The organism is Pseudomonas sp. SDO5522_S412, from assembly GCF_054071215.1.
Genome location: NZ_JBSVWQ010000016.1, coordinates 39,087 through 60,885 on the forward strand (window position 1 = coordinate 39,087; position 21,799 = coordinate 60,885).

19 protein-coding genes and 1 tRNA gene are annotated in these 21,799 nt (G+C 60.6%); 16 read left to right on the top strand and 4 right to left on the bottom strand.

From position 1 onward, the window contains the following. Window positions 1-257 precede the first annotated feature (257 nt). A complete protein-coding gene (locus ACW9I6_RS06390) occupies window positions 258-572 on the bottom strand; it encodes a hypothetical protein (RefSeq protein WP_080673250.1) in 315 nt (104 codons plus the stop codon). Between the two features lie 364 nt (window positions 573-936). On the opposite strand from ACW9I6_RS06390, the gene thrS reads away from it, so the two are divergent. The 9 genes from thrS to ACW9I6_RS06435 all read left to right on the top strand — a co-directional run bounded on the left by thrS (window position 937) and on the right by ACW9I6_RS06435 (window position 8,390). After that, window positions 937-2,859, top strand: a complete 1,923-nt coding sequence (thrS, locus tag ACW9I6_RS06395) for a threonine--tRNA ligase (RefSeq protein ID WP_003219944.1) — start codon at window positions 937-939, stop codon at window positions 2,857-2,859. After that, window positions 2,859-3,410 (top strand): translation initiation factor IF-3, encoded by a 552-nt coding sequence (gene infC / locus ACW9I6_RS06400; RefSeq protein ID WP_169875357.1) that lies wholly within the window; start codon window positions 2,859-2,861, stop codon window positions 3,408-3,410. Before thrS ends, infC begins: the two co-directional genes overlap by 1 nt. A 59-nt stretch (window positions 3,411-3,469) precedes the next feature. After that, complete coding sequence (gene rpmI / locus ACW9I6_RS06405) at window positions 3,470-3,664, top strand: 50S ribosomal protein L35 (protein WP_002553160.1); 195 nt, start codon at window positions 3,470-3,472, stop codon at window positions 3,662-3,664. A 28-nt stretch (window positions 3,665-3,692) separates the two neighbouring features. Further along, window positions 3,693-4,049, top strand: coding sequence for a 50S ribosomal protein L20 (rplT, locus tag ACW9I6_RS06410; protein ID WP_003219940.1), 357 nt, complete (start codon window positions 3,693-3,695; stop codon window positions 4,047-4,049). Window positions 4,050-4,158: 109 nt separating this feature from the next. After that, complete coding sequence (pheS, locus tag ACW9I6_RS06415) at window positions 4,159-5,175, top strand: phenylalanine--tRNA ligase subunit alpha (RefSeq protein ID WP_003219939.1); 1,017 nt, start codon at window positions 4,159-4,161, stop codon at window positions 5,173-5,175. A gap of 26 nt (window positions 5,176-5,201) precedes the next feature. Further along, complete coding sequence (gene pheT, locus ACW9I6_RS06420) at window positions 5,202-7,580, top strand: phenylalanine--tRNA ligase subunit beta (RefSeq protein ID WP_457339069.1); 2,379 nt, start codon at window positions 5,202-5,204, stop codon at window positions 7,578-7,580. 3 nt (window positions 7,581-7,583) lie between these two features. Continuing rightward, a complete protein-coding gene (ihfA, locus tag ACW9I6_RS06425) occupies window positions 7,584-7,886 on the top strand; it encodes an integration host factor subunit alpha (protein ID WP_002553164.1) in 303 nt (100 codons plus the stop codon). Further along, window positions 7,867-8,223 carry a MerR family transcriptional regulator gene (locus ACW9I6_RS06430; RefSeq protein WP_003219935.1) on the top strand — a complete coding sequence of 119 codons (357 nt, stop codon included), beginning with the start codon at window positions 7,867-7,869 and terminating at the stop codon, window positions 8,221-8,223. The genes ihfA and ACW9I6_RS06430 overlap by 20 nt, the downstream gene beginning before the upstream one ends. A 90-nt stretch (window positions 8,224-8,313) precedes the next feature. Continuing rightward, window positions 8,314-8,390 (top strand) — tRNA-Pro (locus tag ACW9I6_RS06435). A gap of 40 nt (window positions 8,391-8,430) precedes the next feature. On the opposite strand, the gene ACW9I6_RS06440 is transcribed toward ACW9I6_RS06435, so the two are convergent. From ACW9I6_RS06440 to ACW9I6_RS06450, 3 genes are all read right to left on the bottom strand, one after another. Next, the gene (locus ACW9I6_RS06440) at window positions 8,431-9,273 is read right to left on the bottom strand and encodes a CmcJ/NvfI family oxidoreductase (RefSeq protein ID WP_457339070.1); all 843 of its coding nucleotides are present in this window, start codon (window positions 9,271-9,273) and stop codon (window positions 8,431-8,433) included. A 28-nt stretch (window positions 9,274-9,301) separates the two neighbouring features. Then, entirely contained in the window at window positions 9,302-10,042 is a 741-nt protein-coding gene (locus ACW9I6_RS06445; RefSeq protein WP_008431768.1) for an SDR family NAD(P)-dependent oxidoreductase, read from the bottom strand. 92 nt (window positions 10,043-10,134) lie between these two features. After that, entirely contained in the window at window positions 10,135-12,285 is a 2,151-nt protein-coding gene (locus ACW9I6_RS06450) for a TonB-dependent receptor family protein (protein WP_177009396.1), read from the bottom strand. Window positions 12,286-12,712: 427 nt separating this feature from the next. Here ACW9I6_RS06450 and ACW9I6_RS06455 point away from each other — a divergent pair, with 427 nt between their 5' ends. The 7 genes from ACW9I6_RS06455 to ACW9I6_RS06485 are packed head-to-tail and all read left to right on the top strand — an operon-like array spanning window position 12,713 to window position 21,685. Next, complete coding sequence (locus tag ACW9I6_RS06455) at window positions 12,713-14,422, top strand: ABC transporter substrate-binding protein (protein WP_457339071.1); 1,710 nt, start codon at window positions 12,713-12,715, stop codon at window positions 14,420-14,422. After that, a complete protein-coding gene (locus ACW9I6_RS06460) occupies window positions 14,419-15,351 on the top strand; it encodes an ABC transporter permease (RefSeq protein WP_177023199.1) in 933 nt (310 codons plus the stop codon). Before ACW9I6_RS06455 ends, ACW9I6_RS06460 begins: the two co-directional genes overlap by 4 nt. 23 nt (window positions 15,352-15,374) lie before the next feature. Continuing rightward, a complete protein-coding gene (locus tag ACW9I6_RS06465) occupies window positions 15,375-16,628 on the top strand; it encodes an acyl-CoA dehydrogenase family protein (RefSeq protein WP_457339072.1) in 1,254 nt (417 codons plus the stop codon). Between the two features lie 32 nt (window positions 16,629-16,660). Further along, window positions 16,661-17,713, top strand: a complete 1,053-nt coding sequence (locus ACW9I6_RS06470) for an NADP(H)-dependent aldo-keto reductase (protein WP_102368595.1) — start codon at window positions 16,661-16,663, stop codon at window positions 17,711-17,713. A 15-nt stretch (window positions 17,714-17,728) separates the two neighbouring features. Beyond that, window positions 17,729-18,592 carry an ABC transporter permease gene (locus ACW9I6_RS06475; protein ID WP_102368596.1) on the top strand — a complete coding sequence of 288 codons (864 nt, stop codon included), beginning with the start codon at window positions 17,729-17,731 and terminating at the stop codon, window positions 18,590-18,592. Beyond that, window positions 18,589-20,247 (top strand): dipeptide ABC transporter ATP-binding protein, encoded by a 1,659-nt coding sequence (locus ACW9I6_RS06480; protein ID WP_457339073.1) that lies wholly within the window; start codon window positions 18,589-18,591, stop codon window positions 20,245-20,247. The genes ACW9I6_RS06475 and ACW9I6_RS06480 overlap by 4 nt, the downstream gene beginning before the upstream one ends. Window positions 20,248-20,284: 37 nt before the next feature. Beyond that, window positions 20,285-21,685: an LLM class flavin-dependent oxidoreductase gene (locus ACW9I6_RS06485; protein WP_008431781.1), complete on the top strand. Its 1,401-nt coding sequence runs from the start codon at window positions 20,285-20,287 to the stop codon at window positions 21,683-21,685. The last annotated feature ends 114 nt before the right edge of the window (window positions 21,686-21,799 follow it).

The window sequence follows — 21,799 nt, forward strand, 5'->3', positions numbered from 1 at the left end:
GTGCTGTGCTGCTCAGGCCAACTGGGCACACCGAGCTATCATAGTCGAAATGTTCGGCTTGGGAGCCCCCCCAAGGCATTGTTTGCTAATCAATCGCGTTGTGTTTCATGCCTTGGCTGGCTGAAAGCCCCGATCTACGGGGCTTTCAGGCGAAATATCAGCTGTTAAAAAAAGCCGTAAAAGCTGCGTAATTTGTGAGAAATGGCAGTTTTCATGGCGATTTCTGGTCCTTCAGCCGGTCTGGCAGGGTGTAAAAATTACTTTTTCTTCACGACTTTGCAGGACGAAATAGCCGTCACAGCTTTGGTCTTGAGCGCAGGATCTGCGTTCTGGTTGGTCATGAGTTCCTTGATTTCGGCACTGCTCAATTCGGCATTGATTTTGTCCGCGCCACATTCACAGTGGTCTTTGGCGGTTTTGGCATCAACACTTTGCTGGGCGGCTGCGCTGCAATCCTTGATGAAGCTGTCCCGCGCACCGGCAGGCCAGTTCGACGGGGCTGCGGCGTGCGCACCCAGGGACATGAGGGTCAGGGATGCAGCAAGGGCGAAAGTCGAGGTAAAACGCATAATCAAATGCTCCTGGAGTCGTGGACGAACGGCGATTCTCGGTGTGTTTGAGGGCTGCCGTACAGTTCAAGTTCACTTTTGCCCTTAAAAGCCGGGAATTTTCGTTTCGTGAAGCGGCTTCGGCGCCATGACCGTTCATCTGTGCTAGCATCTTTCGCTTGGCTATTTTCCGGCGCGCCCTATGTCGCCTTGCCAAGGTCTTTTTTGTTTAACTCCAGTCACTCTGGTTCGATTATCGGTTGGCCGAAAGGCTCCTGCCGCTGTAAGGCAGGCGTTCATCACTGAACGGCCTGGTATTGGATCTTGTACTGGCTCATCCCAACCCACGTGACCTTTGGTAGGGGTCACCACTAGGAGAGGAGGCGCCATGCCAACTATTACTCTTCCCGACGGCAGTCAACGTTCATTCGATCATTCGGTTTCCGTAGCCGAGGTCGCCGCATCCATTGGTGCCGGCCTGGCCAAGGCCACCGTGGCCGGCAAGGTCGACGGCAAGCTGGTCGACGCCAGCGACCTGATCACCGGCGATGCCAGCCTGCAAATCATCACGCCCAAGGATCAAGAGGGGCTGGAGATCATTCGCCACTCTTGCGCGCACCTGATTGGCCATGCGGTCAAGCAGCTGTACCCAACCGCGAAGATGGTCATCGGCCCGGTCATCGACGAAGGCTTCTATTACGACATCGCCTACGAGCGTCCTTTCACCCCGGACGACCTGGCGGCTATCGAACAGCGCATGCACGCGCTGATCGAAAAAGATTACGACGTCATCAAGAAAGTCACTCCGCGTGCCGAAGTGATCGACGTGTTCACCGCCCGCGGCGAAGACTACAAGCTGCGCCTGGTGGAAGACATGCCGGACGAGCAGGCCATGGGCCTGTATTACCACGAAGAATATGTCGACATGTGCCGTGGCCCGCACGTGCCGAACACACGCTTCCTCAAGTCGTTCAAGCTGACCAAGCTGTCCGGTGCCTACTGGCGCGGTGACGCGAAGAACGAACAACTGCAGCGGATCTACGGCACTGCCTGGGCTGACAAGAAGCAGCTGGCGGCCTACATCCAGCGCATCGAAGAAGCCGAAAAACGCGACCATCGCAAGATCGGCAAGCGCCTGAACCTGTTCCACCTCCAGGAAGAAGCGCCGGGCATGGTGTTCTGGCACCCGAACGGCTGGACCCTGTACCAGGTGCTCGAGCAGTACATGCGCAAGGTTCAGCGCGACAACGGCTACCTGGAGATCAAGACGCCGCAAGTCGTTGACCGCAGCCTGTGGGAGAAATCCGGGCACTGGGCCAACTACGCCGACAACATGTTCACCACCCAGTCGGAAAACCGCGACTACGCCATCAAGCCGATGAACTGCCCGTGCCACGTACAGGTGTTCAACCAGGGCCTGAAGAGCTACCGCGAGTTGCCGATGCGCCTGGCCGAGTTCGGTGCCTGCCACCGTAACGAGCCATCGGGTGCACTGCACGGCATCATGCGCGTGCGCGGCTTCACTCAGGATGACGCCCACATCTTCTGCACCGAAGAGCAGATGCAGGCCGAATCCGCTGCGTTCATCAAGCTGACCATGGACGTGTACCGCGATTTCGGTTTCACCGAAGTCGAGATGAAGCTGTCCACTCGTCCGGAAAAACGCGTCGGTTCCGACGAGCTGTGGGATCGCGCCGAAGCTGCACTGGCCGCAGCGCTGGACAGTGCGGGGCTTGCATACGACTTGCAGCCGGGCGAGGGCGCGTTCTACGGGCCGAAGATCGAGTTCTCGCTGAAAGATTGCCTTGGTCGCGTCTGGCAGTGTGGTACCCTGCAGCTCGATTTTAACCTGCCGATCCGTCTGGGAGCCGAATACGTCTCCGAAGACAACAGCCGTAAACACCCGGTTATGCTGCACCGGGCGATCCTCGGCTCGTTCGAACGGTTCGTCGGGATCCTGATCGAGCACTACGAGGGTGCATTCCCTGCGTGGCTGGCTCCGACCCAGGCAGTGATCATGAATATCACTGATAAACAGGCAGATTTTGCCGCTGAAGTTGAAAAAACTCTCAATGAAAGCGGATTTCGTGCCAAGTCCGACTTGAGAAATGAAAAGATCGGCTTTAAAATCCGCGAGCATACTTTGCTCAAGGTTCCCTATCTTTTGGTTATCGGAGATCGGGAAGTCGAGATGCAGACTGTCGCTGTGCGTACTCGTGAAGGTGCTGACCTGGGCTCGATGCCCGTCGCCCAGTTCGCTGAGTTCCTCGCGCAAGCGGTTTCCCGGCGTGGTCGCCCAGATTCGGAGTAATTATTATTAAGCGTGAAATGAGACAAGATAAACGAGCTGCACCGAAAGCCCCGATCAACGAGAATATCTCGGCACGCGAGGTTCGGTTAATTGGCGCTGACGGCGAGCAGATTGGCATCGTCTCGATTGATGAAGCGCTTCGTATTGCTGAAGAGTCCAAATTGGACCTGGTGGAAATCTCCGCCGACGCAATCCCACCCGTTTGCCGGGTGATGGACTACGGCAAGTCGATCTTCGAGAAGAAGAAGCAGATTGCCGCGGCGAAGAAGAACCAGAAGCAGATTCAAGTAAAAGAAATCAAGTTTCGTCCAGGGACGGAGGAAGGGGATTACCAGGTAAAACTGCGCAACCTGGTACGTTTCCTGAGTGATGGGGACAGGGCCAAGGTATCCTTGCGATTCCGCGGCCGTGAGATGGCCCACCAGGAGCTGGGGATGGAACTCCTCAAGCGGGTTGAAGCTGACCTGCTCGAGTACGGTTCGGTCGAACAGCATCCTAAGATGGAAGGACGCCAGCTTATTATGGTCATCGCCCCGAAAAAGAAGAAGTAATCAATAGGGCACGGCAGGCCTTCTGATTATGTTTATCAACTGAATGCGGAGTACCGAACATGCCAAAGATGAAAACTAAAAGTGGTGCTGCTAAGCGGTTTCTGAAAACTGCTAACGGTATCAAGCACAAGCACGCTTTCAAGAGCCACATCCTGACTAAAATGTCGACCAAGCGTAAGCGTCAACTGCGCGGTAGCAGCTTGCTGCATCCGTCTGACGTGGCAAAAGTCGAGCGCATGCTGCGCCTTCGTTAATTTTAGTCAAGAATAGAGGAAGTAACTCATGGCTCGTGTAAAGCGTGGCGTCATGGCGCGTAAGCGCCACAAGAAAATTCTGAAACTTGCTAAAGGCTACTACGGCGCGCGTTCACGCGTATTCCGTGTTGCCAAGCAAGCGGTTATCAAGGCTGGCCAATACGCCTACCGTGACCGTCGTCAGAAAAAACGTCAGTTCCGCGCTCTGTGGATCGCTCGTATCAACGCTGGTGCACGTGTTAACGGTCTGTCCTACAGCCGTTTCATCGCTGGCCTGAAAAAAGCGTCCATCGAGATCGACCGTAAGGTTCTGGCTGATCTGGCAGTGAACGAAAAAGCGGCGTTTGCTGCGATTGTCGAGAAAGCTAAAGCCACCTTGGCTTAAGTACCCCCGACAGTCACCCTGGGTCGCTTCCGCGGCCCACGGTGTTAAACGTCTTAAATAGGGGAAGAGCCTTCAAGCTCTTCCCCTATTTTGTATCTGGAGTCTGTACATGGAAAACCTGGATGCGCTGGTCTCTCAAGCACTAGAGGCTGTGCAAAGCGCAGAAGATATCAATGCCCTGGAGCAAATCCGGGTTCACTACCTTGGCAAAAAGGGTGAATTGACTCAGGTGATGAAGACCCTGGGGAATTTGCCGGCTGAAGAGCGTCCGCAAGTCGGTGCGCTGATCAACGTGGCCAAGGAGCGTGTTACAGAGGTTCTCAATGCGCGCAAGGCGTCGCTCGAGGAGGCTGATCTTGCGGCCAAGCTCGCCGCCGAATCCATTGACGTGACCCTGCCTGGCCGTGGCCAGACCTCGGGCGGCCTGCATCCGATTACCCGGACTCTGGAACGTATCGAGCAGTTCTTCACCCACATCGGCTACGGCATTGCCGAAGGCCCTGAGGTCGAAGACGACTATCACAACTTCGAGGCGCTCAACATCCCAGGCCACCACCCGGCCCGGTCGATGCATGACACCTTCTATTTCAACGCGAACATGCTGCTGCGCACCCATACCTCGCCGGTACAGGTCCGCACCATGGAATCGCAGAAGCCGCCGATCCGCATCGTCTGCCCAGGCCGTGTGTATCGCAGCGACTCCGATATCACCCACTCGCCGATGTTCCACCAGGTCGAAGGCCTGCTGGTTGATCGCGACATCAACTTCGCCGACCTCAAAGGCACCATTGAAGAATTCCTGCGGGTGTTCTTCGAGAAGGAGCTGGCGGTACGTTTCCGTCCTTCATTCTTCCCGTTCACCGAGCCATCCGCTGAAGTCGATATGGAATGCGTGATGTGCAGCGGTAAAGGCTGCCGCGTCTGCAAACAGACCGGCTGGCTGGAAGTGATGGGTTGCGGCATGGTTCACCCCAACGTGCTGCGCATGTCCGGGATCGACCCGGAAGAATTCTCGGGCTTTGCCTTCGGCATGGGCGTTGAGCGTCTGGCCATGCTGCGTTACGGCGTGAACGACTTGCGTCTGTTCTTCGACAACGACTTGCGGTTCCTCGCGCAATTTCGCTAGTCGTAACGGATCTTTAGGAGAGCAGGATGAAATTCAGTGAACAATGGCTGCGTGGCTGGGTAAGCCCGCAGGTAAGTCGCGACGAGCTGGTTGCTCGTCTGTCGATGGCCGGCCTTGAGGTCGATAGCGTTACGCCGGCCGCCGGTGTTTTCAGTGGTGTGGTTGTGGGTGAGGTGCTGAGCACCGAGCAACACCCGGACGCTGACAAGTTGCGTGTGTGCCAGGTCAGCAACGGCGCGGAAACCTTCCAGGTCGTGTGCGGAGCGCCAAACGTGCGCCCGGGCCTGAAAATCCCGTTCGCCATGATCGGTGCCGAGCTGCCAGGCGACTTCAAGATCAAGAAGGCCAAGCTGCGTGGCGTTGAGTCCAACGGCATGCTGTGCTCCCAGGCGGAGCTGCAGGTCGGTGAAGGCAACGATGGCCTGATGGAACTGCCGGCCGATGCGCCAGTGGGCCAGGACATCCGTGTCTACCTGGAACTCGAAGACGCCAGCATCGAGGTCGACCTGACCCCGAACCGCGGCGACTGCCTGTCGCTGGCGGGCCTGGCGCGTGAAGTCGGCGCACTGTACGCCGCGACCGTGACCCGCCCGATGGTTGCAGCGGTACCTGCCGTGCACGACGAAGTGCGTTCGATCGAAGTGCTGGCCCCCAATGCCTGCCCACGTTACCTGGGTCGCGTGATCCGTAACGTCGACCTGTCCAAGCCAACCCCACTGTGGATGGTTGAGCGCCTGCGCCGTTCCGAAGTGCGCAGCATCGACGCTGCCGTCGACATCACCAACTACGTGATGCTGGAACTGGGCCAACCGCTGCACGCCTTCGACCTCGCCGAAATCAACGGCGGCATCCGCGTGCGCATGGCTGAGGAAGGCGAGAAGCTGGTACTGCTCGACGGCCAGGAAGTCAGCCTGCGTGCCGACACCCTGGTGATCGCTGACCATTCCCGCGCCCTGGCGATTGCCGGCGTGATGGGCGGTGAGCACAGCGGCGTGTCCGCAACCACTCGCGACATCTTTCTCGAAAGCGCTTTCTTCGATCAGATCGCCATCGCTGGCAAGGCCCGTTCCTACGGCCTGCACACCGACGCCTCGCACCGCTACGAGCGTGGCGTGGACTGGCAGCTGGCCCGTGAAGCCATGGAGCGCGCCACTGGCCTGCTGCTGGAAATCACTGGCGGCGAAGCCGGCCCGATCATCGAAACCGTCAGCGAACAGCACCTGCCGTCGGTTGCACCGATCATCCTGCGCGCCAAGGCCGTTGAGCAAATGCTCGGCCTGGTGATCGAGCCGGTTGAAATCGAGCGCCTGCTGTCGGCACTCGGCCTCGGCATCTCGGCCGGTGAAGCAGGGCAGTGGCACGTAGAAGTGCCAAGCCATCGCTTCGATATCAGCCTGGAAGTCGACCTGATCGAAGAACTGGCCCGCCTGTACGGCTACAACCGCCTGCCGGTTCGTTACCCGCAAGCGCGCCTGGCGCCGCAGCCGAAAGCCGAAGCCCGTGCACACCTGCCGGAACTGCGTCGCCTGCTGGTTGCCCGTGGTTATCAGGAAGCGGTGACCTACAGCTTCATCGATCCAAAGCAATTCGAACTGTTCAACCCGGGTGTCGAGCCGCTGTTGCTGGCTAACCCGATCTCCAACGACATGGCCGCCATGCGCTCGTCGCTGTGGCCGGGTCTGGTGAAGGCGCTGTCCCACAACCTGAACCGTCAGCAAGACCGCGTGCGCATGTTCGAAAGCGGCCTGCGTTTTGTCGGTCAGTTGGATGGCCTGAAACAAGAGCCGATGCTGGCTGGCGTGGTTTGCGGCAGCCGTCTGCCGGAAGGCTGGGCACAAGGTCGCGACACCGTCGACTTCTTCGACGTCAAGGCTGATGTGGAAGCGGTGCTGGGCTTTGCCGGTGCGCTGGATGCCTTCACTTTCACCCCTGGCAAACACCCGGCGTTGCACCCGGGCCAGACCGCCCGTATCGAACGTGAAGGTCGCCTGGTGGGCTTCGTTGGCGCGATTCACCCGGAACTGTCGAAAACCTTGGGGCTGGACCGTCCAGTCTTCGTTTTTGAGCTAGTCTTGGCTGAAGTGGCCTCGGGCAAAATGCCTAAATTCAGCGAGTTGTCGCGTTTCCCTGAAGTACGACGTGATCTGGCGCTGATTGCCGATCAAGGTGTTGCGGCCAGTGCTGTTCTGGACGTAATCCGTGAAAATGCAGGGGAATGGCTGACAGACCTCAGGCTATTTGACGTCTATCAGGGTAAAGGCATTGATCCGCATAGAAAAAGCCTTGCAGTTGGCTTGACCTGGCAGCATCCATCGCGCACTCTTAATGACGATGAGGTGAATACGACGACGCAAAATATCCTCACCTCGCTCGAACAAAGGTTGAACGCCACGTTAAGGAAGTGACGTATGGGGGCTTTGACGAAAGCTGAGATGGCGGAACGTCTGTATGAAGAGCTGGGCCTGAACAAGCGCGAGGCCAAGGAATTGGTCGAGCTGTTCTTTGAAGAAATCAGGCACGCACTTGAAGACAACGAACAGGTCAAGTTGTCCGGTTTCGGCAATTTTGACCTGCGGGACAAACGCCAGCGGCCTGGCCGCAATCCAAAAACGGGAGAAGAAATCCCGATCACGGCTCGCCGTGTGGTCACCTTTCGTCCAGGGCAGAAGTTGAAGGCCCGAGTTGAGGCTTATGCTGGAACCAAGTCATAACGACGAACTGCCCGTCATCCCAGGCAAACGCTACTTCACCATTGGTGAAGTCAGCGAGCTCTGTGCGGTAAAGCCGCACGTGCTGCGCTATTGGGAGCAGGAGTTTCCTCAACTCAACCCCGTCAAACGCACCGGGAACCGTCGGTATTATCAGCGCCAGGATGTGCTGATGATCCGACAGATCCGTGCGTTGCTGTACGACCAGGGGTTCACCATCAGCGGCGCGCGCCAGCGTATGTCCGGTGATGAAGCCAAAGACGACACCACCCAATACAAGCAAATGATCCGCCAGATGATCTCCGAACTGGAAGATGTGCTGGTGGTTTTGAAGAAGTAATTCCGGCTTTTAAAATACTTCCACATTTCAAAAGCTTGCGGTATATTCCTGATCGCTTCGTTGCGAAGCGAACCCAGTAACACGCCTAGTCGGGGCGTAGCGCAGTCCGGTAGCGCACTAGCATGGGGTGCTAGGGGTCGAGTGTTCGAATCACTCCGTCCCGACCATATAATTTAAAAAGGCCGCGAGATTTATCTCGCGGCCTTTTTATTTGCCTGCATTCCCAAAAAACACCAACGCCCGCACCTCGATACTCCTCCTTGGCGGTGCATCCACCGGCGTAGTCGGGTCATCAAACGCCGTATGTGCGCTGCGCCTTGCAACATCGCTACGCGAGTCATGGATCTTCAACAGCAGCACTTCATCCGGCCGCAACTGCGGGTAGTAATACCAGCGATGTGCGGGATTGGCCTTGACCGAAAAAGTCTCGCCAACCTTGTCCGGATACACCAGGTCGCTGGGCAGCAAGTCGCTCTCGGCCATGCTTTGCGCATCGCACAGGGCGAGTGGGGTACTCAGGACCGGCGCACCAATCGGCCGCCAGACGTTAATAATCGCAAACCGCTCCAGCAGCCGCTGTTCAGCCTCATCCGCAGGCAAATGATCACGTACCCTGCGAATCGCCGAGCGCTCGGTCTGGTCGTTATGCACGTACCGCACCGGCTCACGCAGCCCGCGGTCCTCGCGTCCGTGCTCGTCTACCCGGATGGTGTGGTCGAAGATCACCACTTTCACCGCACCGGTCTGTTGCTTGAGCAATGCTTCGGTTTCCGGATAGTAGTGTTCACGGACCTGATCATCGTTTTCCAGGTCAGGCACCGAGCTGGTGTGGTCGATCCTTTCGAAACCGTTGCGATCCAGATAAGCCGGTTCGTCGAGCAACCGGGCGTTGTGAATACTCACTTGGGTGGGGTCCAGCACGCCGTTGCGCTTGGGTGTGCCGTCTGGCTGCGGGAAGGTGTAGTTCACCGGTCGCTCGCCGGTGTCCAGCAGGTAGTTGAGTTCGCCGATGACCGATGGCGGGGCGAGATGAGTCTGATGAGTTCCCATGAACAATCCTCCAGGCGTGAGGCGGTTTTCAGAAGGGTTCCTTGAAGGGCCGCAGGTCCAGTTCCTGGGTCCAGGCGCTGCGCGGTTGGGTGTGCAGGTACCAATAGGCGTCGGCGATGTCTTCGAGTTTCAGCGCACCGTCTTCCCCCAGTCGCGCCAGGTAATCCGGGGCCCGGCTTTGCACGCGCTCACCGTCGATGGCGCCATCGATGACCACATGGGCGACGTGCACGTTTTGTGGCCCGAACTCGCGGGCAAATGACTGGCTCAGTGAGCGCAAGCCCGCCTTCGCGGCAGCAAAGGCGGCGAACGGTGGCTTGCCTCGCAATGAAGCGGTAGCCCCGGTGAACAACAGGCTGCCGCCACCACTGGCGAGCAGCAAGCGGGTGGCCTCGCGGGCAAACAGGAAGCCACCCAGGGTCGATGCCCGCCAGGTCTGCTCGAACAACTGCGCGCTCAACTCCAGGGTCGGCGCTGCGACGGAGTTGCCGACATTGAAGATCGCGGCCTTGAGGGGGCCCAACTGGCTGATCTGCTGGCTGGCGGCGATCACCTCGGACTCGATTCCCGAGTCCGCCACGATAGCCACCGCCTCCCCGCCGAGCGCACGGATGCCCTCGACCACAGCCTGCAACTTGTCCGGGCTCCTGCCGCTGACGGCCACCTGCAAACCCTCCCGCGCGAAGCGTCGCGCCAGCGCCGCTCCCAGGCCGGCCACGGCACCCACACCGGCAATCCACACCACAGGCTCGGATCGAGACTCAGACATTAGCCACTTCCTCAATGAGATACGTGGCTAACAATTTACCCATCGCCGGGCGTGAGGAATAAGAACATCGACAGCTAAGGTTATGCGCTGACTCAATAGCGCATTTCCACCGCCACATAAGCCCCAATCCCATCCCCTGGATACAACGAAGCCGTATCCTGCCCCTTCGCGTCATACAACGGCTGCACCGCCGTCACGTATTTCTGATTTGTCAGGTTCTTCAAATCCAGCGACACCTTCCAGTCCTTGCTCGGCGTTTCATACCCCACGTTCGCCCCGAAGATCGTGTAGGAGGGCGCATAGAAGCTGTTCGCATAATCCACCGCCGTACGCGAAGCCGATTGCACGTTCACCCCGGTATAGAATCCCGCCGGGTGCTGATACTGCACTTCGCCCTGATAGATATGCTTCGGAATCCCCGGCAGTTGGTTGTCGCCGAAGGTCGGGTCGTGCCGGTAGTAGAAGTCGTTATAGGTATACACCTGGCGCAGGGTGATTTTTTCACCCGAGGTGTTTTCCCACAGGCGTGTATTCAAGCCGGCCTCGATCCCTTGGTGGATCGTCGGCGTGGCGTTGAATGCACCGGTGACCGCAGCAGCCGTGGAGGTGGCCGGGATGATCTGCACGTTGAGCAATTCATTTTTCACCCACGAGCGGTAGAGCGCCAGGCTGCCGTCGAAGATGCCCGATGAACCCTTGATCCCGACTTCCACGGTATTGGCTTTCTGTTCCACCAGCGGCCGTACGTACGGCGTGGTCGGCCCGGAGCCGGAGTATTCCCAGGACGCCGGTGGGTCGACGGAGCGGCTGACGTTGGCAAACACTTGCAGTTGTGGGTTGAACTCGTAACGCACGCCCACTCGCGGTGCCAGGCTCCAGTTGTCGTAGGTCACATCGCTCGGGTAGGTGGTGGTGTTGGCCACCAGGGCTTCCTTGACGTCGGCATGGCGGCGCACGTTGATCGCCGAGACGCCACTGGTCAGCCACAGGCCGTCTACCAGTTCCAGGTCGTTGCCCACGGAGAGCACGTGATCGAACGAGGAGCTGTAGTCGACGAACTTGCGCGTCTGTTTGTTGGCGAAGGTGGAGTCGACCTGGCCCTTGAGGTGTTCGGTGGAGGTGAAGGCCAGGCTGGAGCGGCTTTCGTGGCCGAACAGGGTGTCGCGGCGGTCGTAGTTGATCACCGCGCTCAGGTCATGCCAGTCCCAGTAGCTGGGGTTGCTCGGGCTGTTCGGGCTGTTGTTGTGGGCGTACTGGTAGTAGACGAAACCCACCGACAGGGTGGCGTCGTCCTCAAAGGTGTAGGTGGTCTTGCTGCCCAGCCATACGCTGCCGGGGCGACGGCTGCCGGCGCCGCTGCTTTCGGCGGTGGCACTGGCACGGTCGGAATGGTGCTTGACCGCATCCAGGGTGGTGGCGCTCGGGTCGTTGTGGAACTCGTCGCGGTAACGCAGCATCACCCGGGTTTCGAGTTGCGGGCTGAAGCGGTAGCCAAAGTTGGCCACTACGCCCTGGCTTTTCGACAGGCTGTAGTCGCGGTAACCGTCGCTGCGGTAGTTGTCGGCATTCAGGTAGTAATCGAACGCACCCTCGACGCCGCCGACACTCAGGCTTTGCTTGTTGTAGCCGTAGCTCCCGGTTTCCGCTCGCACCCGCAGCCCGGGTGCGGTGTAACCGGTCTGGTTGACGAAGTTGATGGCGCCGCCAAGGCTCAGTGCGCCGTACTGGAAGGCGTTGGCACCCCGCAGGATCTCGGTGTAGTTCACCCCCGAGCCGTTGAGGAATTCGTAGGGTGTGCCGCCCGGGCCGGTGATCGGCAGGCCGTCGAACAGGAACTTGATGCCCTCACGGAAATACCCCGGCGAGGTGTTGGCGCCCGAGCCACGAATGGAAATCTTGGCCGCGTCGTTGCCGCCGGTGGACTGCACGAACACCCCCGGCTGATAGGCGAGGGTGTCCTGCAAGGTGGCGGTGCGTCCCTTGGCCACTTGTTCGCTGTCGACCACGCTGGTGCCGCCTGGCACTTCGGACAGCTGACTTTTGGCTGCCTCAACGGGCGTGATTTTTTGTGCCTCTACTGTCACCGTCTTTAGCCGTGTTCCGGTCGTCGGTGTGACCTCATCATCTGCCTGCACACTGGCGGAAAAAACCAGGGCTGAGCCCAGTCCCACCATCGCCAGCCAAGTTGCTTGCCGCACGGCAAGTGTCAACTTTTGCAACTCTCCCCGAAAGATTGGATCCATTAAGCGTGTTCCTTGTGAATAGATAAAAGAGCCCCAGCTTTCTATTCGAATAGTCATGCCTGTTTCGCTCTGAGCAGTTTCTATGCCAAGACTATTGGCCAAGGAATACGGGCGCTTAGTTAAGGTTAAGTGTTCTGCGGGATACTTTGTTTTGAATCGGTGTTTGATTCTCAACAGTCAACTTTAATGGCTGGGATTGCTGCAGCTGTCGCGAACGCAACAGTTGATAAGCAGTGTGTAAGGCTACCAACAATCCCGGGGTGTATAACGGGTATAACCATATAAGTGTTTGGCAGTGTTCGCCCCGTTTTACAAGGGTTTTGCGCTGGTTTTGTGGTCAATATGGCGTTTCTTGAAGACTGGCATGCTCACTGCATTACACCCCGTAATTGCAAACTTTCAGTGTTCATCGAGTTCCTCTAAGGAAGTGTCATTGACAACCATCCTGAAACTTTCGGCGGTTATTTCACTGTGCCTGGCAGTCAATGCCTGCTCACCGGCTGCGGCACCGAAACATGAAACGTCTGCGGCTGATGGCACGGTCACCAACGGTGTAGTGACTTATTCGGCGACGGACTTTCATGAGTCGTCACCGGGGCGCAGTGGCGGAACTTTGCGCGTCTCAGCCGCCTCCGACGCCGGCAGTTTCGATGTTCATGCACTGTCTAACGGCAACATCCAGTGGATGGGCCGGATTCTCTTCGATTGCCTGGTGTACCAGGACGAGCAGGGCAATATCAGCCCGTGGCTGGCCCGCTCCTGGGACATCTCCGACGACGGCAAGACCTACACCTTTCACCTGCGCGACGACGTGACCTTCAGCGACGGCGAGAAATTCAATGCCCAGGCGCTGCAAACCAACCTGGACCACATGCGCGACCCGGCGACCAAGTCCCCACTGGCCGCGGCCTATATCGCGCCGTACCTGGATGGCAAGGTCATCGACGACTACACCTTCGAAGCCCATTTGCGCGAACCCTATACGCCGTTCCTGGATGTGCTGGCGCAGTCCTGGTTGAGCATGATCTCGCCCAGGCAGATTCGCGAGGCGCCGAAGACCATCGCCGAGCACCCCATCGGCAGCGGGCCGTTTACGTTGCAGAGCTACACCCGTGACCAGGGCGCGGTGTTCATCAAGCGCCCCGGCTATAACTGGGCGCCACCGGTGACGCGCCACGCGGGCGATGCCTACCTGGACCGTATCGAACTGAGCTACGTCCCCGAAGCCATGATCCGCTTCACGGCGCTAGAGTCCGGCCAGTCGGATTTCGCGCTTGATGCACCGGCCCAGAATGCCGCCGCCATCCGTGCCAACCCGAACCTGGTGATGCGCAGCCGGATCCGCAAAGGCAACCCGAGCCGCAGCATGACCTTCAACGTCGAGCAGCCACCGTTCGACGATGTACGGGTGCGTCGCGCAGTGGCCAAGGCCATTGACCGCGAAGGGTTGGCGTGGATTTCCGGCTTCGGCGAATACATCGCCAAGGCGGATTTCCTGGCGGCCAACACCCGGTTTTATCAACCCAACAACGACGCCCTGGCCTACGACGTGAAAGCCGCCAATGCGCTGCTGGACGAGGCCGGCTGGACCGGGCGCGATGCCCAGGGCTATCGAACCAAGGACGGGCAGCGCCTGAAGGCAACGATGCTGTCCTATGACAACCCGGCGTTTCCCGCCAGCGTTTCGGTGGCCATCCAGGCCGACCTGAAAAAAGTCGGCTTCGAGATGCCCATCGAAATGCTGCCGCTGACCCGCGTGACCGAGAAACGCTACGCCGGGAAGTTCCAGGCGCTGGCGGGCGGTTACTGGCACACCAACACACCCGATGGCCTGTTCGTGCTCTATCACAGCCAGGCCATCAGCACCGACAAGATCATCGGCCAGAACGTCGGGCGCTTCCGTGATGCCGAGCTCGACCGCGTGCTCAGCGCCGCCCGCCAATCCCGCGACCCGGTGCAATTGCAGGCGCTCTATGGCGAGGCGCAAAAGCGCCTGACCGAAACCGTCCCGGCGGTGCCTTCGGTGGAAAGCCAGGTGCTCACCGCGTATGGCCGGCAGGTCCAGGGGGTGATTTTCGATACCTCCCACAACGTACCGTTCTTCACCAGCATCTGGCTGGACCGGGGGCAACCATGAGCCTGTTCAAATCCATCGCCTGGCGCCTGCTGGCGGGCATTGGCGTGCTGTGGGGCGCGGCGACGCTGACGTTCCTCGCGGTCAATTTCAGTGGCGGTGACACGGCGCTGGCAATCCTCGGCGGGCCGGATTCGATGCCCACCCCGGAGCTGCTGGCCCGGGTGCGTGCCGAGTACGGCCTGGACCAACCCCTCATCGTGCAATACGGCAATTACCTGGTGCGCCTGGCCCATGGCGACCTGGGCGAGTCCTATCGCTTGCGCATCCCGGTGCAGCAGGCGATTGCCGAGCAGATCGGTGCAACCGTTCAACTGTCCCTGAGCGCGGCGTTGCTGGCGGTGGTATTGGCCCTGGTGTGCGCGATCCTCACCGCCAACCGTTCGCGTTGGGTGCGCTCAGCCGTTTCAGGCAGCGAGCTGGTGCTGTCATCAGCACCTTCGTTTGTGATCGGCATGCTGTTGTTGCTGGTGTTTTCGTTTCATTGGCACTGGTTGCCGCCCTCCGGTTCCGTTGGCTGGCGCTCATTGATCCTGCCCTCGATCGCGCTGGCGTTGCCGGTGGCGGCAGTGCTGACCCAGCTGTTGCGCCAGTCCCTGGAAGACACCCTCGAACAACCCTTTATTGCCATGGCCCGTGCCCGTGGCTTGTCCGAAACCGCTGTGCGCCTGCGTCATGCCTTGCGCCATGCGCTGGTGCCGTTGGTGACCCTGGCCGGGTTCGTGTTCGCCAGCCTGCTGGGCGGCGCGGTGGTGGTGGAGTTGCTGTTTGCACGCCAGGGCATCGGGCGCTTGATGCTCGATGCCACCAGCAACAAAGACGTGCCGGTGGTGCTGGGCGTGACCTTGCTGGCCGCCACCGTCTATGTGCTGGTGAACCTGGCCGTCGATTTGATCAACCGCTGGATTGACCCTCGGGCCAACCAAGCGTGAGTGCCTTTGAAGAAGGAAAAACCATGAGTGCTTCGATCCCCGCTGAAGTGAGGTATGCCGACTTGCACCAGCGTTTCGCTGACGTATTTGCCCGGATAGCCGACACCGCCGTCGCCCGCGAGCAGCAACGCGAGCTGGCCCATGACGCGGTGGCTTGGCTGCGCGAGGCCGGCTTTGGCGCACTGCGTGTGCCGCAGGCCTTGGGCGGCCTGGGTGCAAGCCTGCCGCAGCTGTTTCGCCTGTTGATTGAACTGGGAGAGGCCGATTCAAACCTGCCGCAGATCGTGCGCGCGCATTTTGGTTTTGTCGAAGGCCGGCTTTCCAGCCGCGACAGCGCTTCCCAGGATTACTGGTTCGCCAAAGTCGTCGACGGCGAGTTGTGGGGCGCCGCGATGGCCGAGCGCACCGACACCACCCGCAACTCGGTGACCCTCAGCGCGGTCGACTCCGGCTGGCAGCTGGACGGCGAGAAGTACTACTGCACCGGCACGCTGTACGCCAACTGGATCGCCGCCGTGGCCCTGGATGGCGAAGATTTTGTCAGCCTCGCGGTACGCACCGACGCGCCGGGTGTCACCGTCGAGGATGACTGGGACGGCTTTGGCCAGCGACTCACCGGCAGCGGCACCACCCGCTTCAAGGCGGTGAACGTACCGGAGCAGCACATTGTGCGGCGCTTCAAGAAAAACGAACTGCGCGCCGAGTCCTACCTGAGCGCTTTCTACCAGCTGTTCCACCTGGCGACCCTGGCCGGCATCGCCAACGCCGTGCTGCGTGACGCCACCGAATTCGTCAAGGGCCGCACCCGCGCGTTTGGTGTGCCGGGGCAATCGAGCCCCAAGGATGACCCGCTGGTGCAGCGGGTGATTGGCCGCTTGTCGAGCCTGGCCTATGCCGCACGCACCCAGGTGCTGGCCGTCGCGGAGGTGCTGCAGGACGTGCACGAAGCGGAGCAGGGCGGGCACGCAACCGAACAGCATTACACCGAGGCCGAGATTCGCGCTTTTCAGGCGCAACAGATCGTGCTGGAACAGGTGCTGGAAGCCACCACGCTGCTGTTCGAAGTCGGCGGCGCCTCCGCCACCAGCGAGTCGCGTCGCTTCGACCGGCATTGGCGCAACGCACGAACCCTGGCCTCCCACAACCCGGCGATCTTTCGCGAACGGGCACTGGGCAACTACTACCTCAATGACGTCACCCCGAACGCCGCCTGGCGCAGCCTGCAAGCCGCCGACGCCGAGCAGCAGGCCGCCCGCGACGAAGCGAGTGCGGTATGAGCCATCAACCCTTGAAGAAAAAAGGATCACCCATGCGTTACCGCCAACTGGGCAATAGCGACATCCAAGTCAGCGTGCTGGGCCTCGGCACCATGACCTGGGGCCACCAGAACACCGAAAACGATGCCCATCAACAGATCGACCTGGCACTGGCCGAAGGTATCAATTTCATCGACACCGCCGAGATGTACCCCACGCCCACCAAGGCCGAAACCTGGCGCACCACCGAGCGTTACATCGGCAGGTGGCTGGCGGCCAGTGGTCGACGTGACGAGGTGATCCTGGCGAGCAAAATCGCCGGCCCGGCCCGTGACCCCAGCAGCCAGCAGCACATCCGCGACGGCCTCAGCCGCCACGACCGGCGCAACATCGTCGAAGCCCTCGACGGCAGCCTCAAACGCCTGAACACCGACTACCTCGACCTTTACCAATTGCACTGGCCCGACCGCACCACCAACATCTTCGGCCAGCGCGAATACCCGTATCAGGCAGACACCCAGAGCGTCGCCATCGAGGAAACCCTGGCGGTGCTGGCCGATCAGGTCAAGGCCGGCAAGGTGCGCCACATCGGGGTTTCCAATGAAACCCCGTGGGGCGTCGCCGAGTTTCTCAAGCAAAGCGAACGCCTCGGCCTGCCGCGCATTGCCAGTGTGCAAAACCCCTACAGCCTGCTTAACCGCCTGTACGAAGGCGGCCTCTCGGAGTTCACCCATCGCGAAGGCGTCGGGCTGCTGGCGTACTCGCCGCTGGCCTTCGGTGCACTCACCGGCAAGTACCTCGGCGGCGCACGGCCCGAGGGCTCGCGGCTGTCGGCGGTGTACCGCACTTTCAATCGCTACGACAGTGCCTCGGCCCAGGAGGCCATCACCGGCTACGTGGAGATTGCCCGGCAACATGGCCTCACCCCGGCCCAACTGGCCCTGGCCTTCATCATCGAAAAACCCTTCGTCACCAGCGCACTGACCGGGCAAACCAGCCTGGCGCAATTGCGCGACAACCTCGGCGCGCTGGACGTGACGCTCAGCGACGAGATCAAGGCGCAGGTCCAGGCCATCCACCAGCGCATCCCCAACCCCGCGCCCTAGCACCAGGAGCCTGGCATGACGCAAACCATTGAAACGTTGATCGGCAATCGCCCGTTGCGTCTTGTCGGGTTTACCCAACTGCGGCCGGGTCTGTTGCTCGCCGGGGTATTTGTCGGGCTGTTGCTGCTGGCCGCCGTTGTTCCGCAATGGCTGGCCCCGTATGACCCGTTGGAGGCGTCGGCGCGCATGGCGTTCCAGGCGCCGAGCAATGTGCATTGGCTGGGCACTGATGAGAACGGGCGCGATGTGCTCAGCCGATTGATTTATGGCGTGCGTTCGTCGCTGTTCATGGGCCTCGCCGCCACCGCGCTGGGGTTGGCCTGGGGCACCTTGCTCGGCTTGATCGCAGGCCTTGGGCCGCGCTGGCTGGACAGCGCATTGATGCGCGGGATCGACGTGCTGCTGTCCTTTCCCGACCTGTTGCTGGCGCTGGTGATCATCACGTTTTTCGGCCAGGGCACGGCCAACCTGATTCTCGCGATAGGCATCGCTGGCGTGCCGCGTTATGCGCGCCTGGTGCGGGCGCAAACCCTCAGCGTACGCAATGCCGGCTACGTCGAATCCGCCGTCACCCTCGGCCAATCGCAGCTGGCGGTGGTGCTGCGGCACATCCTGCCGAATGCGTTCAAGCCCGTGTTGATCCTCGCCACCATCGGCATCGGCGGCGCGATCACTGCCGGTGCCGCCTTGAGTTTCCTCGGCTTCGGCGCACCGCCGCCTGCGCCGGAGTGGGGCGGGATGATGTCCATCGGGCGCAGCTTCCTGGCCAATGCGCCGTGGCTGGTGGCCTGGCCCGCCCTGATCATCACCCTGACCGTTGTTTCCATCAGTGCCATCGGCCGCGAACTCTTGCGCCGCAGCGAAGGAAAGCCTCTATGACGATGAACATTCATACCCTCGGCCCGTTGGTCGATATCCGCGACCTCACAGTACGTTTCGGCCAGGCCGAGCCGGTGTTGCACGGTGTCAGTCTGCAGTTGAACCGGGGCGAATGCCTGGCGCTGGTGGGGGAGTCGGGGTCCGGCAAAAGCGTCACCGCCCGCACCCTGGCTGGCCTCACCGGCAAGGACGCCCATGTCCAGGCTGCCAAGCTGGCCTTCCAGGGCGTCGACCTGCGCCAGCTCAACGAGCGGGCCTGGCAGCAACTGCGCGGCGCGAGCATCGGCTTTGTGATGCAGGACGCGTTGGGCGCGCTGGACCCGCTGCGCCGCGTCGGTGCCGAGATCGAAGAACCGTTGCACCTGCACACCGCATTGGGCCTGGAAGCGCGCCGCCTGCGGGTGCTGGAACTGCTGCGGGATGTCGGTGTGCCGGAACCGGAACTGCGCGCCAGCCAATACCCCTGGCAACTTTCCGGTGGCTTGCGCCAGCGGGCGCTGATCGCCTCGGCGATTGCCTGCAATCCGCGGCTGATCATTGCCGATGAACCTACCACGGCACTGGATGCCACGGTGCAGGCCCAGGTCATCGCCCTGCTGGAGAGCCTGCGCGGTGAAGACAATGCACTGCTGATGGTCAGCCACGACCTGTCGGTGGTCTCGCGCCTTGCCGATCGCGTGGCTGTGATGCGCCACGGGGTGATCGTGGAGGAGGGCAGCACCGAACAGGTCCTGCAAGACCCGCGTCATCCGTATACCCAACTGCTGCTGCGGGCCGCCAAGGCCGTGCACTTCCAGCCCACACGCCGACTGCTCACGGCGGTGGAGCCCGAGCCGGCGCCCCAGGGCGAAATACTGCTTGAAGCACGCGAGCTGTCCAAAACCTTTGTCGGCCCCGACGGCAAAACCCGCACGGTGCTGAACCAGGTGTCGCTACAGCTGCGTCGCGGCGAGACGCTGGGGGTGGTGGGCGAATCGGGTTGCGGCAAGACCACCTTGACCCGGCTGATACTCGGCCTGGAAACCGCCGATGCCGGCGAGGTGTGGATCAATGGCCAGCGCTGGTCCGACCTCGACGCCAGGCAAAAACGCGAAGCCCGGCGTGCGGTGCAAGTGGTGTTCCAGGACCCGCTCAGCTCCTTCGACCCACGCTACACCGTGCAGCGTGTGCTGTTCGAAGCGCTGGTGGTGGCTGGCGTACCGCGTCATGCCCGGCGCGACCGTGCCCTGGAACTGCTGGATCTGGTACGCCTTGATGCCAGCGCCTTGTCGCGCCGGCCGATCGAACTTTCCGGTGGCCAGCGCCAGCGCATCGCGATTGCCCGAGCGTTGGCGTCCGAGCCGCAGATCCTGATCTGCGATGAACCGGTGTCGGCGCTCGACGTGTCGGTACAGGCACAGATTCTCGAACTGCTCGACGACCTCAAGCGCCGCCTCGGCCTGGCCTGCCTGTTCATTTCCCATGACCTCGGCGTGATCAACCACGTCAGCGAGCGCGTGTTGGTGATGAAGGCCGGTGAAGTGGTGGAGTCCGGCTCGGTACGCGCGGTGTTCGACCGTCCGGCCCATGCCTATACCCGCGCGCTGATCGATGCGATCCCGACCCTTGAAACCGACTACACGCCGATCCCGTTCTACCTGAATGTCGCGATCTGACGTATTGGAAAACGTATCTACGAAAGGAGTGCTCCTGGTGCCCAAGCAACTGCACGTGAATTTGTTTGAAATGAACTGCGTCAGCCACATCGTCCATGGTTTGTGGGTGCACCCGGACAACAACCGGCACCGTTTCAACGACCTGGACTATTGGACCGAGCTGGCGCAGCTGCTGGAATACGGCACCTTTGACGGCGTGTTCCTGGCCGATGTGATTGGCACCTATGACCGCTTTCGCGACGGCCCCGAGACCTCGCTGCGTGAGGGCATGCAGATTCCCAGCAACGACCCGCTGCTGGTGATTCCGGCGATGGCCGGGGTGACCAAGAACCTGGGTTTCGGCGCGACCTTTTCCACCACCTACGAACCGCCGTTCGCGTTTGCGCGGCGCATGAGTACCCTCGATCACCTGACCAAGGGGCGGGTGGGCTGGAACATCGTCACCTCGTATTTGCCGAATGCGGCGCGCAACTTCGGGCACGACACTGAGGTGGTTCACGATCACCGCTACGAGATCGCCGATGAATACCTCGACGTGCTGTACAAGCTTTGGGAAGGCTCCTGGGACGATGACGCGGTGATTGTCGACCGTGAGCGTCGGATCTACACCGATCCGGACAAGGTGCGCTATATCAACCACGTGGGGGAGCACTTCAAGGTTGCCGGCCCACACTTGTGCCAGCCTTCGCGGCAGCGTACGCCGGTATTGTTTCAGGCTACGGGGTCACCGGCCGGGATCGAGTTTGCCGGGCGGCATGCCGAAGTGGTGTTTACCGGTGGTAATGATGCGCCGGCGGTGCGGGCGAATATCCAGGCGATGCGGCAGAAGGCGGTTGAGCATGATCGCGATCCGGCGGGGTTGAAGTTTATTGTGATGGCGGGGGTGATCGTTGGGCGGACCGATGAGGAGGTGAGTGCCAAGCTCGACAGTTATCGCAAGTTGGTGAGTGTCGAGGCGTCGCTGGCTCACGGGCAGTCGGCGATTGATTTGACGGCGTATCCGCGGGATACGTTGATCAGTGATCTGGTGAGTCGGCAGGTCAAGGGGTGGGAGAGTTTGAGCCGGTACAAGGCGGACTCCACTGTTGGGGCGGTATTGGCGCAGTTGGGCGGGTTTAATCGCGAGCGGTTTTTTGTCGCGGGTACGCCGACGGTGGTGGCGGACGCGATTGAGAAATGGCTGGATGAGGATGGGATCGACGGGATTAACCTGAGGCAGTATTTGTCGTTTGAGACGGCGCGGGACTTTATTGAATTGGTGGTGCCGGAGTTGCGTCGTCGGGGGCGGTTTCGTGAGCGGTACAACGAGGGGGAGACATTGCGGGAGCGGTTGTTTGGGGCTGGGCGGGCGCGGTTGCCGGGGGACCACTTTGGGGCGCGTTATCGGGATCCGGCGGCGTTGCTGAAGCCGGCGTTGCCATTGCGGTTTCCGGCGTGAGGTTTGTGTACATATCCGTTGCTGCGGTAACGGCGGCTTATGGTTCCGCTCTTACAGCGGGTCACTTTTGGCAAACGCCCGGAATGCCGGCCCAGCCAAAAGTAACCAAAAGGT

Bases quoted from the DNA above. Each gene is read 5' to 3' on its own strand.
- ACW9I6_RS06465 (WP_457339072.1), top strand. From the start codon at position 15,375: ATGAGTGCTTCGATCCCCGCTGAAGTGAGGTATGCCGACTTGCACCAG.
- rpmI (WP_002553160.1), top strand. From the start codon at position 3,470: ATGCCAAAGATGAAAACTAAAAGTGGTGCTGCTAAGCGGTTTCTGAAA.
- ACW9I6_RS06440 (WP_457339070.1), bottom strand. From the start codon at position 9,273: ATGGGAACTCATCAGACTCATCTCGCCCCGCCATCGGTCATCGGCGAA.
- ACW9I6_RS06475 (WP_102368596.1), top strand. From the start codon at position 17,729: ATGACGCAAACCATTGAAACGTTGATCGGCAATCGCCCGTTGCGTCTT.
- ACW9I6_RS06460 (WP_177023199.1), top strand. From the start codon at position 14,419: ATGAGCCTGTTCAAATCCATCGCCTGGCGCCTGCTGGCGGGCATTGGC.
- ACW9I6_RS06430 (WP_003219935.1), top strand. From the start codon at position 7,867: ATGCTGGAACCAAGTCATAACGACGAACTGCCCGTCATCCCAGGCAAA.
- ACW9I6_RS06470 (WP_102368595.1), top strand. From the start codon at position 16,661: ATGCGTTACCGCCAACTGGGCAATAGCGACATCCAAGTCAGCGTGCTG.
- ihfA (WP_002553164.1), top strand. From the start codon at position 7,584: ATGGGGGCTTTGACGAAAGCTGAGATGGCGGAACGTCTGTATGAAGAG.
- ACW9I6_RS06445 (WP_008431768.1), bottom strand. From the start codon at position 10,042: ATGTCTGAGTCTCGATCCGAGCCTGTGGTGTGGATTGCCGGTGTGGGT.
- ACW9I6_RS06480 (WP_457339073.1), top strand. From the start codon at position 18,589: ATGACGATGAACATTCATACCCTCGGCCCGTTGGTCGATATCCGCGAC.
- pheT (WP_457339069.1), top strand. From the start codon at position 5,202: ATGAAATTCAGTGAACAATGGCTGCGTGGCTGGGTAAGCCCGCAGGTA.
- pheS (WP_003219939.1), top strand. From the start codon at position 4,159: ATGGAAAACCTGGATGCGCTGGTCTCTCAAGCACTAGAGGCTGTGCAA.
- thrS (WP_003219944.1), top strand. From the start codon at position 937: ATGCCAACTATTACTCTTCCCGACGGCAGTCAACGTTCATTCGATCAT.
- rplT (WP_003219940.1), top strand. From the start codon at position 3,693: ATGGCTCGTGTAAAGCGTGGCGTCATGGCGCGTAAGCGCCACAAGAAA.
- ACW9I6_RS06450 (WP_177009396.1), bottom strand. From the start codon at position 12,285: ATGGATCCAATCTTTCGGGGAGAGTTGCAAAAGTTGACACTTGCCGTG.